At 44.9% G+C, this 15215-nt stretch carries 13 protein-coding genes, 3 tRNA genes and 2 pseudogenes; 9 read left to right on the forward strand and 9 right to left on the reverse strand.

All coding sequences use genetic code 11. The features are described from left to right. Positions 1-139 (forward strand): annotated as a pseudogene (locus QTN95_RS18360) (IS4 family transposase); the annotation flags it as partial. A gap of 110 nt (positions 140-249) precedes the next feature. Here the strand turns inward: QTN95_RS18360 and rsd are convergent. Beyond that, positions 250-744, reverse strand: coding sequence for a sigma D regulator (gene rsd, locus QTN95_RS18365; RefSeq protein WP_138971455.1), 495 nt, complete (start codon positions 742-744; stop codon positions 250-252). 178 nt (positions 745-922) lie between these two features. On the opposite strand from rsd, the gene nudC reads away from it, so the two are divergent. The 4 genes from nudC (at position 923) to QTN95_RS18385 (ending at position 5073) form a co-directional block, all read left to right on the forward strand. Next, a complete protein-coding gene (gene nudC / locus QTN95_RS18370) occupies positions 923-1699 on the forward strand; it encodes an NAD(+) diphosphatase (RefSeq protein WP_331418521.1) in 777 nt (258 codons plus the stop codon). Positions 1700-1968: 269 nt separating this feature from the next. After that, on the forward strand, positions 1969-3036 hold the full coding sequence (hemE, locus tag QTN95_RS18375; protein WP_138971453.1) for a uroporphyrinogen decarboxylase: 1068 nt from the start codon (positions 1969-1971) through the stop codon (positions 3034-3036). 105 nt (positions 3037-3141) lie between these two features. Beyond that, the gene (locus QTN95_RS18380) at positions 3142-3777 is read left to right on the forward strand and encodes a TetR/AcrR family transcriptional regulator (protein WP_331418529.1); all 636 of its coding nucleotides are present in this window, start codon (positions 3142-3144) and stop codon (positions 3775-3777) included. Positions 3778-4116: 339 nt separating this feature from the next. After that, positions 4117-5073 (forward strand): DHHA1 domain-containing protein, encoded by a 957-nt coding sequence (locus QTN95_RS18385; protein ID WP_331418522.1) that lies wholly within the window; start codon positions 4117-4119, stop codon positions 5071-5073. A 33-nt stretch (positions 5074-5106) separates the two neighbouring features. Here QTN95_RS18385 and QTN95_RS18390 read toward each other — a convergent pair whose 3' ends face one another. From QTN95_RS18390 to rsgA, 7 genes and pseudogenes are all read right to left on the reverse strand, one after another. Further along, a complete protein-coding gene (locus tag QTN95_RS18390; protein WP_331418523.1) occupies positions 5107-6243 on the reverse strand; it encodes a murein hydrolase activator EnvC family protein in 1137 nt (378 codons plus the stop codon). A gap of 158 nt (positions 6244-6401) precedes the next feature. Then, a complete protein-coding gene (gene gpmM / locus QTN95_RS18395; RefSeq protein WP_138971449.1) occupies positions 6402-7934 on the reverse strand; it encodes a 2,3-bisphosphoglycerate-independent phosphoglycerate mutase in 1533 nt (510 codons plus the stop codon). A gap of 239 nt (positions 7935-8173) precedes the next feature. Continuing rightward, a complete protein-coding gene (locus QTN95_RS18400; protein ID WP_331418524.1) occupies positions 8174-9061 on the reverse strand; it encodes a DMT family transporter in 888 nt (295 codons plus the stop codon). 73 nt (positions 9062-9134) lie between these two features. Continuing rightward, positions 9135-9329, reverse strand: a pseudogene (locus QTN95_RS18405) (methyl-accepting chemotaxis protein); the annotation flags it as partial. 194 nt (positions 9330-9523) lie between these two features. Then, the gene (locus tag QTN95_RS18410; protein ID WP_331418525.1) at positions 9524-10939 is read right to left on the reverse strand and encodes an SLC13 family permease; all 1416 of its coding nucleotides are present in this window, start codon (positions 10937-10939) and stop codon (positions 9524-9526) included. Between the two features lie 181 nt (positions 10940-11120). Continuing rightward, positions 11121-11984: an archaetidylserine decarboxylase gene (asd, locus tag QTN95_RS18415; RefSeq protein WP_331418526.1), complete on the reverse strand. Its 864-nt coding sequence runs from the start codon at positions 11982-11984 to the stop codon at positions 11121-11123. A 111-nt stretch (positions 11985-12095) separates the two neighbouring features. Continuing rightward, complete coding sequence (gene rsgA / locus QTN95_RS18420) at positions 12096-13151, reverse strand: small ribosomal subunit biogenesis GTPase RsgA (protein ID WP_138971445.1); 1056 nt, start codon at positions 13149-13151, stop codon at positions 12096-12098. A gap of 127 nt (positions 13152-13278) precedes the next feature. On the opposite strand from rsgA, the gene orn reads away from it, so the two are divergent. Then, on the forward strand, positions 13279-13824 hold the full coding sequence (orn, locus tag QTN95_RS18425) for an oligoribonuclease (RefSeq protein ID WP_331418527.1): 546 nt from the start codon (positions 13279-13281) through the stop codon (positions 13822-13824). A gap of 52 nt (positions 13825-13876) precedes the next feature. Here orn and QTN95_RS18430 read toward each other — a convergent pair whose 3' ends face one another. Next, entirely contained in the window at positions 13877-14587 is a 711-nt protein-coding gene (locus QTN95_RS18430; protein WP_331418528.1) for a hypothetical protein, read from the reverse strand. 320 nt (positions 14588-14907) lie between these two features. On the opposite strand from QTN95_RS18430, the gene QTN95_RS18435 reads away from it, so the two are divergent. The 3 genes from QTN95_RS18435 (at position 14908) to QTN95_RS18445 (ending at position 15195) form a co-directional block, all read left to right on the forward strand. Beyond that, positions 14908-14983: transfer RNA gene (locus QTN95_RS18435), tRNA-Gly, on the forward strand. A 41-nt stretch (positions 14984-15024) separates the two neighbouring features. Continuing rightward, positions 15025-15101: transfer RNA gene (locus QTN95_RS18440), tRNA-Met, on the forward strand. An 18-nt stretch (positions 15102-15119) separates the two neighbouring features. Then, positions 15120-15195, forward strand: a tRNA-Gly gene (locus tag QTN95_RS18445). The last annotated feature ends 20 nt before the right edge of the window (positions 15196-15215 follow it).

Below are 15215 nucleotides of genomic sequence, written 5' to 3' on the forward strand. Positions count from 1 at the left end.
TAAGCGCATTACTCACTTGCAAGAGGAGGCGATACACCATGTCTTGCCCATTAAACGAGAAGAGCGGATATATCCGAGAGCAATAAAACCAAAGGCAAAGAAATACCCCAATAAAAAGAAAGCCAGTCAGCTTAACTGACTGGCATTAACCTTCGGGTGCCTTTTTTGTTTTTAGTTACATCCTGTGGTGCTCTGTAACGTTTCACGGCAGGATGTTGGCTTTGGTAGTCTTGTTTTTCCACTTCTCGCTTACGCGCCGGGAGGAACGGCCAGACTGTCGGCAATCATCTGAATAAGCTTATCTTCGACTTCAAACCTTACTTCGATGATCTCCCCAATAAGAGACATATCGCTGTCAAAACTGTCCAACGTGTCCTCGTCACTTACTGCGGCATATTTGTCTGTGAAATTGAGCAACGGTTCTGTCGTCAGAACGATCTTGCCATAAGTTTGGTTAATTTCGTCGGTTGCTTCAAATCCTGTCGCTCGCCATTTGTCCATTACCATGTCGTAGATCTTGAAATGCCCTTCAGAGATATAGTCGACGAGATGTTGGCAAAATACTTGGAGTTCTTGTGGAGTTGGCAGCGATGACAGTGCAGATTTAGTAGAGCAGGGTTGAAGTGCGGCTAGTTTACAATACTCAACAATGAGTGATTGTCTGGTTTCAAGCCAGTGATCGATGACTTCACTAGAGCCACCCCATTGTTCTTGTGTGTGTTTGAATTTATTCAGCATGACCATATCCTCATGATCGGATCACTTCTCTGGTGATCATTACGCTTTGGTCCCAAAGCTTGTTCAGAGTTACAACCTCTTGTCGTTACTAAAATTTATAGTCTTGAAATTGCGTGACTACAAACTCTGGTATGAATTTAGATTGCCAGTAAAATAGATGAACTGCAAGTGGAGATGCGAGCTAATGTTACGTAAAGGTGATACAAACCGTATGAAAGATGCTTATTGGTGTGTTGTTTCAGGAAGCGACATTTGGCTGTTAGATGGTCAACTTCCTAAAGGTCTTGCTGATGATTTAGGTCTACCTTTCGAGCAGGCAACTCCACTTGGGCACTACGAGAATACACCGGTTTTTTGGCTCAATGAGGCTGACATTAATACCGAACTGGACCTGACCTCGTTACGTGATTGCTTGCACTTTCCACAAGCCCTGTTTCTTTTGATGAGCAAGGCAATTCAATATGGCCATATGTCGCAGACACTGCGCTTTTGTCCACAGTGCGGGGGACGGAATCACTTAAATCACAATCAGCTAGCCATGCAGTGTGGTGATTGCCGGACGTTGCATTATCCACGTATCTTCCCTTGTATTATTGTTGCGGTAAGACGAGACCACGAATTATTACTGGCTCAGCATCCGAGGCATCGTAACGGAATGTACACCGTGATTGCAGGGTTTGTAGAGGTTGGTGAAACGTTGGAACAGTGTGTTGCTCGTGAAGTGAAGGAGGAGACGGGTATTAATGTGACCAATATTCGTTATTTTTCCAGCCAGCCTTGGGCTTTCCCCTCAAGTCTGATGATGGGTTTTTTGGCCGATTATCATTCGGGTGAGCTGAAGCCGGATTATAGCGAGTTGAGTGATGCGCAATGGTTTGATGTTGATCATTTACCACCCGTTGCTCCAGAAGGAACCATTGCGAGGGCCTTAATTGAGCATACAATCACATTGGCCAAGTAATTATGTTTTTGAATTTTAAATAAAAAAAACCCTCCAGAAGGAGGGGGTAAGTAAGATGTCGTTATGAGATGCTGAACACGATGTGTCCAGTTTATAATTGTAGTTTTCGCTAGCAAACAAATTTTTAACACTGATAATGAGTGGGTGCAAATTAAGCACTGATTTAAAAGTTAATAACTTGATCTAGGTTGCAAAGCACACAGCTTTTGAGAGCCAAACAGTGTTAGAATAGCCGCCACAAAGTTGAGCCTAATAATCGGATAAACGGAATGACAGAACTAAAAAATGACCGCTACCTTCGTGCGTTACTAAAGCAGCCTGTAGACTACACTCCTGTATGGATGATGCGTCAGGCCGGTCGCTACCTTCCTGAATATAAAGCGACTCGCGCAGAAGCGGGTGACTTTATGTCTTTGTGTAAGAATGCAGAGCTTGCATCGGAAGTAACATTACAGCCACTACGCCGTTTTCCTCTAGATGCCGCCATTTTGTTTTCAGACATTCTCACTATCCCTGATGCTATGGGATTAGGCCTGCGCTTCGCAGCGGGTGAAGGCCCAGTGTTTGATAATCCAATTACATGTAAAGCTGACGTAGAGAAAATTGGTCTGCCAGATCCAGAAGGTGAACTGCAATACGTTATGAACGCAGTGCGCCAGATCCGTAAAGATCTTAATGGTGATGTTCCGTTAATTGGTTTCTCTGGTAGCCCATGGACTTTAGCGACTTACATGGTTGAAGGTGGCAGCTCTAAAGCATTCACAAAGATCAAAAAGATGATGTATGCTGAACCACAAACGTTACACCTGTTGCTTGATAAGCTTGCAGACAGTGTCATCGAGTACCTAAATGCACAGATTAAAGCGGGTGCTCAATCTGTCATGGTATTTGATACTTGGGGGGGTGTTCTAACTCCTCGTGATTACAACCTCTTCTCGCTTCAGTACATGCACAAAATCGTTGATGGTCTAATCCGTGAAAACGAAGGTCGCCGTGTTCCTGTTACTCTGTTTACCAAAAACGGTGGCATGTGGTTAGAACAGATTGCCGCTACAGGTTGTGATGCGGTTGGCCTAGACTGGACTATTAACATTGCAGACGCTGTTAAGCGCGTAGGCGACAAGGTAGCACTGCAAGGCAATATGGATCCTTCAATGCTGTACGCATCTCCAGAGCGTATCCGTGAAGAAGTTGCCACTATCCTTGAAGGATTCGGTGATGCGGGTACTGGTCACGTATTTAACTTAGGCCACGGTATTCACCTAGATGTGCCGCCAGAAAATGCGGGTGTATTTGTTGAAGCGGTGCATGAGTTATCTAAGCCGTACCACAAATAATTGAGTAATTGAATGAAAGCGCCTGATATGACCAGGCGCTTTTTTGTTATAGGTTACACTAGTCGCTATACTGCCTTTGGAAATGGAAAGGGATTGAAACAACTAATGAAAACTCGTGACAAGATAGTGCTTGCTGCACTGGACCTATTTAATGAGCATGGTGAAAGGAATATCACCACTAACCACATAGCGGCGCATATTGATATTAGTCCGGGTAATCTGTATTACCATTTCCGCAATAAACAGGAGATTGTGCGCGAGATTTTTACTTTGTACTCCAATGAGTTGCTGGAACGTTTTACGCCGATTCAGGGTCAGCAAGAGAGCTTGGTATTACTTAAACACTATTTAGACTCGATCTTTACTCTGATGTGGAAATATCGTTTTTTCTACGCCAACTTGCCAGAGATCTTGCAGCGAGATGAGCAATTGCATGAGGAGTACATCCAAGTACAGGATAAGTTGCAGGCTAATCTTATCAATATCATGCGTGCTTTTGTTGGGTTAGAGCTAGTGACGGTCGCTGATAGTGATATGAAGTCATTAGTGACAACTCTGCACTTGATTGCGTCAAGCTGGCTGGGGTATCAAGCGGCAATGTCTCCTAAAACTCAGATTACTGAACAAGTGATCCATCAGGGAATGCTGCAGATGATCTCGGTAGTCAAACCCAAAGCGACGGCACAAGGTCTAGAACAATTACAATTGTTGGAAGATGGCGTTAAAGCGATTCATGCTTAGTCATAACTAATTGAAATTGTACAAAGATGATTAACCCATTAGAGTAGCGAAAGCGACTTTGATGGGTTGCTAGGGTCTGTTGGCCTTGCGTGATGACTTTTGCAGCAGTTTGTGGGCTTTTTATGCAAGGCAGAGGCTTTGAAATGTAGTTGCCCTACCTAATAAGCCGATAACGCAGCAGAAAGAGTCCACAAACGCTGCCCGAAGGGTTCGGCTAAAAGCGTTTTATACTTTGTCGAGAGCTTTTTACTTAGACCCACTAGGTTTCAAAGCTCTCTTCGCGTCTAAAACGCTTTTTGCTCGAACAAAGTTTAACCACGAAAGGTCAACAAACCCTATATGCACTATGATGTTTTTAATGGTGATGCCGATGGCATCATCGCACTGCTCCAACTCCGACTAGCTGAGCCAAAAGCATCGATGTTGGTTTCTGGAGTAAAGCGTGATATTCAGTTATTGGAGAAGTTGTCGGTGAACCCCGGTGACTCAGTCGTGGCTTTGGATATCTCAATGGAACAAAACAAAGTGGGGCTAGAAGCTCTTCTTGCTGCAGGCGCAAGCGTGTTTTATGCCGATCACCATAAGTGTGGTGATATTCCCCAGCATGCTAACTTAGCCACCCATATCGACCTTGATCCCAATACATGTACCGCGCTTATTATCGATAAGCTGTTAAATGGTCGCTTTCATACATGGGCGATTACGGCTGCTTATGGTGACAACCTGATTACCAAAGCGGAACAACTCGCGGATGATGCCAAGTTATCTTCTCAGCAGAAAGAACAGTTGAAAGAGCTTGGTACCTTGATCAACTACAATGGGTATGGAGCCAAGTTGGAAGACCTTCATTTTGATCCGGTGCGCCTGTTCCAGCAGCTTTTGGCTTATGATGATCCATTTGCGGTAATTGCTGATCAAGCCTCGCCGTTTTATGTTCTCCGAGCTGCATATCAGCAAGATATGGACAAGGCACTGGCGATCGCTCCAAAGTATCACAGTGAAAAATTGGGTCTATTTGAGCTTCCTAATGATGCCTTTTCGCGGCGAATCAGTGGCGTTTACGGCAACTTACTCGCTAACCAAAATCCCGATTCAGCACATGCGGTATTAACGACAAATCTTGATGGAACTTATACCGTTTCATTGCGCGCACCGCTTAACAACAAGCAGGGGGCTGGGGATATATGTAGCCAATTTCCATCTGGTGGTGGGCGTGCAGCGGCGGCGGGGATAAATGCGTTAGAGCAAACGGATCTTGAACGATTTATTGAAACGGTTGAGTCCTATTACTCTTAACCTTTAAAAGGCCTGAACAAGCAGGCCTTTTTGTTATCGCGTTAACCAAGCTTTCGGATCTTGAGTTTTACTGTTGCGGCGAATTTCAAAGTAGAGGGATGGACGAGACTGACCTCCCGTATCTCCTGCAAGTGCGATACTCTCACCCGCAGCGACTTTGTCTCCCTCTTTTTTCAGTAGGCTTTGATTAAATCCATACAAAGTCATATCGCCCTTGCCGTGATCGAGTAGCACAACTAGACCGTAGCCACGTAGATAGTCAGCGAATACGACCGTACCTGAGTAAACAGCTTTGACTGATTGCCCATAATTGGCATTGATTACCATGCCTTTCCATTTGATTTGCCCGGTTTGATGGCTGCCATAGCTATGAAGCGTTGTGCCTTTTAGTGGCCAAGGCAGTTTGCCTTTTTGTTTTGCTAAGCCATCCATTGGCACGGCATTTCTCTTAGCGGCTTTTGCAATTTCAGCTTTTAATCTTGTCTCATTGCGTTGCAATTCAGAGAGGTAAACTTTGTCATTGGAGATGCTTTTCTGAATCTGAGATACCGTTCCCTTACGCTGACTTTGGGCTTTGGTTAGCTCATCTCGCTGTTTGGTTTGCTGGTTCAGCAAGGTTGTAATTTGTTGTTTTTCCAAATTAAGTTGTTGACGGCTTTGTTCAAGCTCGGTCACGGTTGCTTCTAACTCAGCAATTGTACTTGCACGTTGTTTGGCTAGGTGTTGAAAGTATTGGCTAATTCGGTCTTCTTCAACACCTTGATTCAGAATGTTCGCTGACGACTTAGCACGTTGAGTGACGTAGTAGGTCTGAATAAGCTCAGCTAACTTATCACTCTGGGCTTTCTTGTCTCGTTCCAAATTATCGACCTTACTCTCTAACGTCGCGATATTTTGGTTGGTGCTTTGCAGAGCTGCTTTGGATTGTTTGATCTCGTTTTCGAGTCGATTAATCGTTGTTTCTTGCGATTTAAGCGATTGCTGTAGGGAGTCGAGTTTTTTCTGTTGTGAAGTGAGGGCATTTTTTTGGCGCGAGATTTCACCACTGACGCCCTTTAGCTCTGCATTGGTAGCAGCGTAGCTAGGAGATAATGAACAGGCAGAAAGAATTAACCCGAGAGTCACGAGTCGTTTACCGGCTGAAATTGTCCGGAGGTAAGTGGCAGCCATTGTTCAAATCAATCCTAACTATTTGACAGGCAATCAGTATACCCAAACAAATTCGTTAGACGAAAGAGGAATGTTAAAACTTGCTGGTGATAAGGGTATATCAGAAAAATAAAAGCCCGAGCTGATGCTCGGGCTTGATATCAAGGTATTCAGTTAAATTATTTAACCAATACTTCGCCTGACATTTCTGCAGGAATTTCTAGACCAGTCAGTGCTAGCATTGTTGGAGCTAGGTCAGACAGTTTACCGCCTTCTTTGAACTCAACCGCTTTGTCACCCACATAGATTAGAGGAACTGGAAGGTTAGTGTGCGCAGTGTGCGTACCGCCAGTTTCTGGGTCTACCATCATTTCTGCGTTACCGTGGTCAGCTGTGATCAGCATTTGACCACCGACTTCTTCGATAGCAGCAACGACTTTACCTACGCAAGCATCAACGGCTTCAATGGCTTTCTCAGCCGCTTCGTAAACGCCAGTGTGACCAACCATGTCTGGGTTAGGGTAGTTACAGATAATAGCGTCGTACTTGCCAGATTTGATTGCTGCAACCATTTTCTCTGTTAGCTCTTCTGAACTCATTTCTGGTTGTAGGTCGTATGTAGCGACTTTTGGCGAAGCAACAAGTTGGCGTTCTTCGCCTTCAAATTCAGATTCAACACCGCCATTGAAGAAGAAAGTAACGTGCGCGTATTTTTCTGTTTCTGAAATACGTAGCTGAGTCTTACCTTGCTTAGATAACCATTCGCCGTACGTGTTCTCAAGAGAAGCAGGTGGGAAGGCAATAGCTAGAGGAATGTCAGCAGCGTATTGCGTTAGCATTACGAAGTTGATCGCAGGGAATGATGCACGCTCAAAGCCAGCAAAATCAGGTACGAAAGTACGCGTGATTTGACGAGCGCGGTCAGCACGGTAGTTCATGAAGATAACGGTATCGCCATCTTGCATTACCGCATCTTCTTGGCCGTCAGTTTTGATTGCAGTTGCTTTCACAAATTCATCGTTTTCTTCACGAGCATAAGCGGCTTCAAGACCAGCAATTGCTGAATCGTAAGTGAAGTCTGCTTTAGCTTGAGTGAGTAGGTCGTAAGCTACTTGAACGCGATCCCAGTTGTTGTCACGGTCCATTGCGTAGTAACGGCCAACTAGAGAAGCAACACGACCTTTGCCTAGTTTAGCGAATAGGTCTTGGAAGCGTTGTAGAGAGCCTTCTGCACTGCGTGGTGGCGTATCACGGCCATCAAGGAAGCAGTGTAGGTAAATCTTTTCTGCGCCACGTGCAGCTGCCATTTCAACGGCTGCGTAGATGTGATCTTCGTGAGAGTGTACGCCACCTGGAGACATTAGACCCATAATGTGAACGGCTTTATCTGCTTTTACCGCAGAATCGATCGCTTCTACTAGAGCGGCTGTTTGGGTGAATTCACCGTCAGTGATTGATTTGGTGATGCGAGTAAGGTCTTGATATACCACTCGGCCAGCACCGATGTTGGTATGACCTACTTCTGAGTTACCCATTTGACCGTCAGGTAGGCCTACATCCATGCCAGAAGCAGAGATTAGAGTATTTGGATTGTTAGCAAACAGACCGTCTAATACAGGAGTGTTAGCGTTAGCGATCGCATTGCTTGCAGTTTCCTCACGGTGTCCGTAACCGTCAAGAATAACTAGAGCCATTGGCTTCTTAGCTGTCATAGTGATGACCTCGTCAAATTTCAAAGTAACTTTGGAAACAAAATTAGCGTAATTTTACTACACTTTTTAACCAAAACTGTAGGTTAAGATCAATTATTGTTTGCTAAATAATGTTGCTATCTTTCACGCGACTCAAAATGTATTCAAATTACACCGTTCGAGTGATTTGCTTCAATTGCTCCATTTTCACCTGTCTAATGAAAAAAGAAAGTCGGAAATACCTATTGTTATAATCGCTACTAGCTGACCAGTATCCCAGTACCAGCAACCGCGACAATTGCCCCAATCCATGCGAAGCGATTAGGGCGTCTACCTGAATAAATCCAAAGTATAGGCAACAACATGATGGGTGTCGTCGAAGAGAGCAGAGCAACCATACCGACATTCCCTTGCTGAAGTGCATAAAGGATAAGTGTCATCCCAACCGCCATCGCGAGGAAGCCGTTAAGGGCTGTAATAGAGAAAATTTTGATATTGATTGGGCGAGTAGCACGAGCGAGTTTCGCTCCTGTTAGATAGAACAAGCAGTGTGCGGCAAACGCAGTCATCATTCTCGTTGCCGATGCCGCGATGGGGTCGATTTCCGTTTGCATCACAGGTTTGGCGATGATGCCTCCCAGTGCTTGGCACAGGGCTGCCAATAATCCTAAGCAAACGCCAACCCAGACTTTGCCATTTATGGACTCTAATTGGTTATTGGACTGACCTTTTCTACCAAAGAAGATTGCCGTTAATACGCCTGAGAATACCAGTCCAGAACCTAATAGCTCTAGATGAGTCATGGTCTCGCTAAACAAGAAGTAACCGAGAATGGCAGAAAAGACAGCGTGACATGAAAACAGCAAGCCAGCTTGCCGTGGGCCCATACGATTCAAGCACGCAAATAGCGCCGTATCACCGATGAAGATACCAATCACACCAGATAGCATCATCGCAGATATGGCGCTGCTTTCCACGCTAGCCCAGCCGCCTGTCAACAGCGCAATCGACGCGAGGATAGCGGAGGTACATCCCATACGCCAACGGCTATAAGCAAACGTACCTAAGTGCTGAGCCGGAACCACAGAGAGTATGCTGGCAACTGCCCATAAAAACGCAGCTGCCAGTGCCAGCCATTCATAACCCATCGACTCCATGTCCTTGTGATGTGGGAGTAATACAGGCTGACAATATGCATCAAAATAGACTTAAAACAAAGCGTTAAACCTTAAAGCGTCCCACTTCTGCTCGCATGGTTTTAGCCGAGTGGCGCATGTTGTTCGCACTCGCACTACTCTGAATCGCTTGTTCTGCCAGAATGTCAGATGCGTCTTTGATACCTTGAGTGTTGCGACTAATGTCTTCACTCACCGCACGTTGTTCTTCGGCAGCACTGGCAATTTGTAGAGCCATGTCTCTAGATAGCAATGACCGCCACATATTCTCACTTTGACAGTGAGAAGGGGGTACTTTTATATCCGACTGATTTTATATCTGAAATTGGTTAATTGAGGTGATCCATGTATTGAATTTACTAATTAACCATTTTATTTGTAAGGTTTAATGGGTTGGGTTTCGTTGAGAAGAACAACCAAACCCAACTCTCTGTCTTAAGTCAGAAGCAGAGCACCAGCATAGACAATCGACAACCCAATCACACCGATGATGAGACCTGTTTTCGCCATATCCTTACTTTCAATTAATCCGGTTGAATAAGCCAAAGAGTTTGGTGGTGTAGAGACTGGTAGAATCATGCCTAGTGAGGCTGAAAACGCGACGACAACGAGTAGAGCCTGTAAGCCACCAACAGAAGCAAGACTTTCCATAGAGGCACCAATAGCCGCAGCAATGGGCATCAATAAGTTTGCCGTTGCGGTGTTAGACATAAAGTTTGCCATCAGCCAACAGATGAGCGACATGGTCAGAACAACGGCAATCGGAGACAACGACTCATAATCAACAGCGTGTGCCAGAGCTGACGCAAGCCCTGTTTTATCAAGACCAATACCAATCGCTATCCCCCCGGCAACCAGCCAGAGTACATCCCAGTTGATCAATTTCAGTTCGGCTTTACCCATAATGCCCGTTAAGGTAAACACGGCTAGAGGGATGATGGAGACGACATAGGTGTTCATGCCATGAATCTTAGTAGTCATCCACAGCAGGATGGTCGTCGCGAATGTAGCGTAGACCACAATGGCTCTCCAATTCTTCTGGAACTGACCATCAAGTTTGAGTTTCATGGTTTGCTGAGAGGAAGGGAAAAGTTTTTGCAGCAAGAACCAAGCAATAGTCAGTTGAACAATGACAAACGGTAAGCCCATCATCATCCAGCTAAGAAAGTCGATACTGTTTTCGCCTGTCAGATATTGAAGTGCAATCGCGTTTGGTGGTGTACCAATTGGTGTTGCGATACCGCCTGTATTGGCTGCGATAGGGATGCACAGTACCAGAGCCTTGATGCCTAAATCTCCTTTTGGTGCAGAAGCGACAATCGGACCAAGTAGTGCAAGCATCATCACCGTGGTAGCCGTGTTAGACATAAACATAGAGAAAATGGCGGTAATGAGCATTAGACCTAGCATGATGAATTTAGGCTGGTGGCCGAATGGTTTAAGTAAAACGCGCGCAAGGTTGTTATCAAGTTCATACTTTGAGGCGGCAATAGCAAGAGCAAAACCGCCCATGAAAAGAATGATGATCGGTGAAGAGAACGCGCTGAAGATATCGGTGTAATTCATTAATTCACCAAGATCATGCCCACTAGGTGGCGTTCGGAACAAGTGGAGTCCTTTGTCCGAAATCATAACCAGTTCAAGCGCAATAATGAGTATCGATGTAGCAAAAACTGGAACGGGCTCTAATACCCACAGTAGCGCAGCAAGAAGAAAAATGGCCAGTAAGCGATGCTGAATCAATGTTAAGTCATCAATCGGAATCCAATCGATAGGCATAAACAATACAGCAATGGGCAGACCGAAACTGACTAAGAGTTTGATGACGATTCCTGATTCTACCTTGGGCATAGAGAAGGTGACCTCACAGATAACTTGATGAGGCTATAGATTAATTTACAAACAATGTCAGGTCTTAGAGCTAGTCTAGAGTTTTGTTAAACAATTGAATTTGTTGAGTGGGATTTGTTTTGCGTCAATAAAAAGCCCCGAACTTTCGGGGCTGATAACAGTTACCGGTTTGGTACTCATTTTACGCTTGTTTAGTATGAGCGTATGCAGTACCCATTACGGTTGCTTGACCATTCTGCATTGATTCATCAAACACGATGGCATCTTTTGCAAACAAGTTGATAACAGTTGAGCCAAGTTTAAAGCGGCCCATCTCTTCGCCTTTCTTGAGAATAACGGATTTATCACCTTCAGCTGGGTAATCCCACTTGTATACCGTGTTACCGCGAGGTGGTGTTACCGTACCTGCCCAGACTTGCTCAATACTGCCTACGATGGTTGCGCCAACAAGTACCTGTGCCATAGGGCCCAATTCGGTATCAAAAATACACACAACGCGCTCATTGCGAGCAAATAGGTTAGGCACGTTTTCTGCTGTCAGTGGGTTTACAGAGAACAGGTCGCCAGGTACGTAGATCATCTGACGCAATGTACCATCGCATGGCATATGCACACGGTGATAATCTCGTGGTGACAAGTAAAGAGTGGCAAACTCACCTTCTGCAAACTCTGCAGCTAGAGCTGCGTCGCCGCCGAGCAGTTCTTGAGCAGAAAAGTCGTGACCTTTTGCTTGGATTAGCTTTCCATCTGTAATTGGACCAAACTGGCTCACGCACGCGTCAGCTGGATGAGTAATGATTGACTCACCTTCAGTGATAGGTCGCGCTCCCTCTTTGAGTTCACGGACAAAGAATTCATTGAACGTCTTAAAATGCTTAGGATCAGAGTGAAGCGCCTCGTCCATGTTGACGTTGTACTGTTTGATAAACCAGCGAATGATCGCTGTTGTTAGACCGCCAGCCTTTGCAGAAGCTAGCTTGCCCACTAAGCGCGTTAGGCCATGTTGTGGAATCCAATATTGCAGTCTAACTTTAATCTTATCCATTGTGTTCAATTCCAATGTTATTTGCTTGATTGACTATATTCTGGGCGCGAGATGTTACTCAAATTGCACCCAAAAGTCAGTAGTTGCGATAGTTTGCTTACAAATTTGCGATTATAAATCGGCTTTTTTGTTTCGAGAATATTGGCGATTGGCTTTCATCTCCACCATGCTCTCCAAGATTCGATGATAGTTGTCGAAGCGAGTTTGGTTGATTTCACCCTCTTCGACAGCTTGGCGCAATGCACAACCAGGATCGTCATTGTGCTTGCAGTCACGGAATTTGCAGCCGCCTAGGAAAGGTCTGAACTCGACGAAGGCTTTAGTGATTTCGTCCGCTTCCAAATGCCAAAGACCAAATTCACGCACCCCAGGTGAGTCAATCAAATCACCGCCTGTGGGAATGTGGTAAAGGCGAGAAGCTGTCGTTGTATGTTGACCTAAGCCCGAGTTTTCAGAAATTTCACCTTCTTCCACATTGAACTGAGGCATCAATGCGTTAACCAGGCTGGATTTACCAACACCAGACTGTCCAACGAAAATGTTAATTCGGTCGGTAAGCTCGGTTTCTAGCTCCTTGATGCCTTCACCTGTCTGTTTACTCACAAAGAGTACCTTGTAGCCAATTTTCTCGTATTCGGCTAACCATGTTTTGTATTCAGCGAGCTGTTGTTCTTCTAGTAAATCAATTTTGTTCAGAACCAGCAGCGGCGCAATGTTCAGCGTTTCAGAAGCAACTAGGTAGCGATCAATGATATTGAGCGATAACTCGGGCAATACAGAAGAAACGATCACCATTTGATCAACGTTGGCAGCCACAGGTTTAAGGCCGTCATAGTAGTCTGGGCGTGTTAGTACAGAGGTTCGAGGCTCTACGGCTTCGACAACACCACTGATCCCTTCCATTGACTCGAGACCCGGACGCCAAATGACCTTATCGCCAGACACTAAGGTTTCAATGCCACGACGCAAGTTACAACGCTGAATGTCACCGGTTTCAAGATCTTCGATATCTGCGTGTTGCCCAAAACGAGTGATAACCAGGCCAGACTTACTGTTACCAAGCATAGATTCATCCCACTGGATTGACTCTTCTTGATCGAGTTTGCGCTTCTGGTTATGACGCACGCGCCTTACCTGACCTTTGGTTAGCTTTTTCTTTTTAGCCACGTTTCTCTACTTCAATTGATTAATTTATTGAGTGATACCAGCAAGAAGGAGAACATCTCAAACTATCTTGGGTATCGGAATTTGGGTATAGTACCTTTTTTATCAGAAAACCAATAGGCAACGATTTATGTCCTTTAGCGATCAGAATTTGATTTGGATAGATTTAGAGATGACAGGACTAGACCCAGAAACTCATAAAGTCATCGAAATTGCTACCATTGTCACCGATAGTGAATTGAATATTTTAGCTGAAGGACCCGTACTTGCCATTCATCAGCCTGAAGAAGAACTGCTAAAAATGGATGAATGGTGTACCACAACCCATACCGGTAGTGGTTTAGTCGAGCGTATTCGCAATAGTAAGATTGATGAGCAAGAAGCCGTTCGTCAAACAATAGAATTTCTAGAAAAATGGGTACCAAAAGGCAAATCACCAATATGCGGTAACAGTGTTGGGCAAGATCGCCGTTTCCTCTACAAACACATGCCTGAGTTAGAAGAGTACTTCCACTACCGATACATTGATGTTAGTACGTTGAAAGAATTGACTCGCCGTTGGAAGCCTGAAGTGCTGGACGGATTTTCGAAAAAAGGCAGTCATTTAGCCTTGGATGACATCCGAGAGTCGATTGCAGAGCTGCAATACTACCGCAATACCATTATTTCAATCTAACAAATAGAGCCAGCATAATTGCTGGCTCTATTTTTATCTGAGCTAAGTCCGATTAAGGGACTGGCAAGAAAGCGAACTGAGCGACGCCTTGTACAACCTTAGTAATGCTTCGATTCGTCTTGTCGGCGACAATCAAAGCCATCATGTCTTGAATCATAACCATCTTGGAAAATAGGCGATCAAAGCTTATGTCGGATCCATCTTCATCGAAGGAATTGCTGTAGATGAGAGGATTACCTTGGCTGTCTTTGCGATGGTAGAGACGCCAAACAAACACTTCGATATTGCGAGCGCTGTTGTAGAGAGATTGTTCATCTAGAGAGTCGAGAATAAAGAATTCTTGCTGGTGGTTGTATGAACGTCTGAGCATCTCGGACAAACCGACGACGGCGGCAAACACCCTGTCACCTTGATAGTTATCATCAAAACTCAGCAAAATCGCGTCAATCCCGGTGACACCGTTAAGTTCGTCAAAAATGAGAGGAGGGAGGTCGATACTATCTTCAACACCAAAAATTTGTGCGATACGGCTGTCTATGGTTGCTTGAGGATTTTTCTTTAGCTGGATTGGATTTCGCACATACAGTTTTCGGGTTAGCTCGACCATTTGTTCTTTCAATTGTCGAGCGTGAACGTCCATAACAAAATCCACATCACTTTTACCCAAGTTGCGTACAGGTTTCGGGATCGAGCCACATCCTACAATGAAGGCGACCAGAATCAGGGTTATCAGGGCTTTCCAATAGTGCTTGAGGTATGACATGGATAAGAGAACCTACTACGACAACGCTTAAATGCATGATTCGTTTGGGGGATTTATAGACACTAGTTATATATAAAATGTGATGGGCCTGCGACCTACATGGCGTAAAAGGCTGTACAACATCGCATTTTAAACTCTTGTTCAGACTTAAACTTCATCATGCGAAGCCTAGGTTCTGTATAAATATCAAGCTTGTTTGTCTATTGGTGTGCGCTTTTTATCCAAACGAAAAAAAAATAGATTATTTTTGCATGAAGGACTTGCATCACAAAAAAATGCACTTATAATTCGCAGCCCTGAACAGCGGAAACGTTGTTGATGCGACACTAGCTCAGTTGGTAGAGCGCAACCTTGCCAAGGTTGAGGTCACGAGTTCGAACCTCGTGTGTCGCTCCAAATTTACAAGCGCTCATCATGCTTTGAATGGTGAATACGGACGCGGGATGGAGCAGCTTGGTAGCTCGTCGGGCTCATAACCCGAAGGTCGTCGGTTCAAATCCGGCTCCCGCAACCAATTCTCTTTTGAGAATATGCGACACTAGCTCAGTTGGTAGAGCGCAACCTTGCCAAGGTTGAGGTCACGAGTTCGAACCTCGTGTGTCGCTCCAAATTTACAAGCGCTCATCAT

Origin of the sequence: Vibrio sp. M260112 (assembly GCF_036533775.1) — a bacterium.
GTDB lineage: Bacteria > Pseudomonadota > Gammaproteobacteria > Enterobacterales > Vibrionaceae > Vibrio.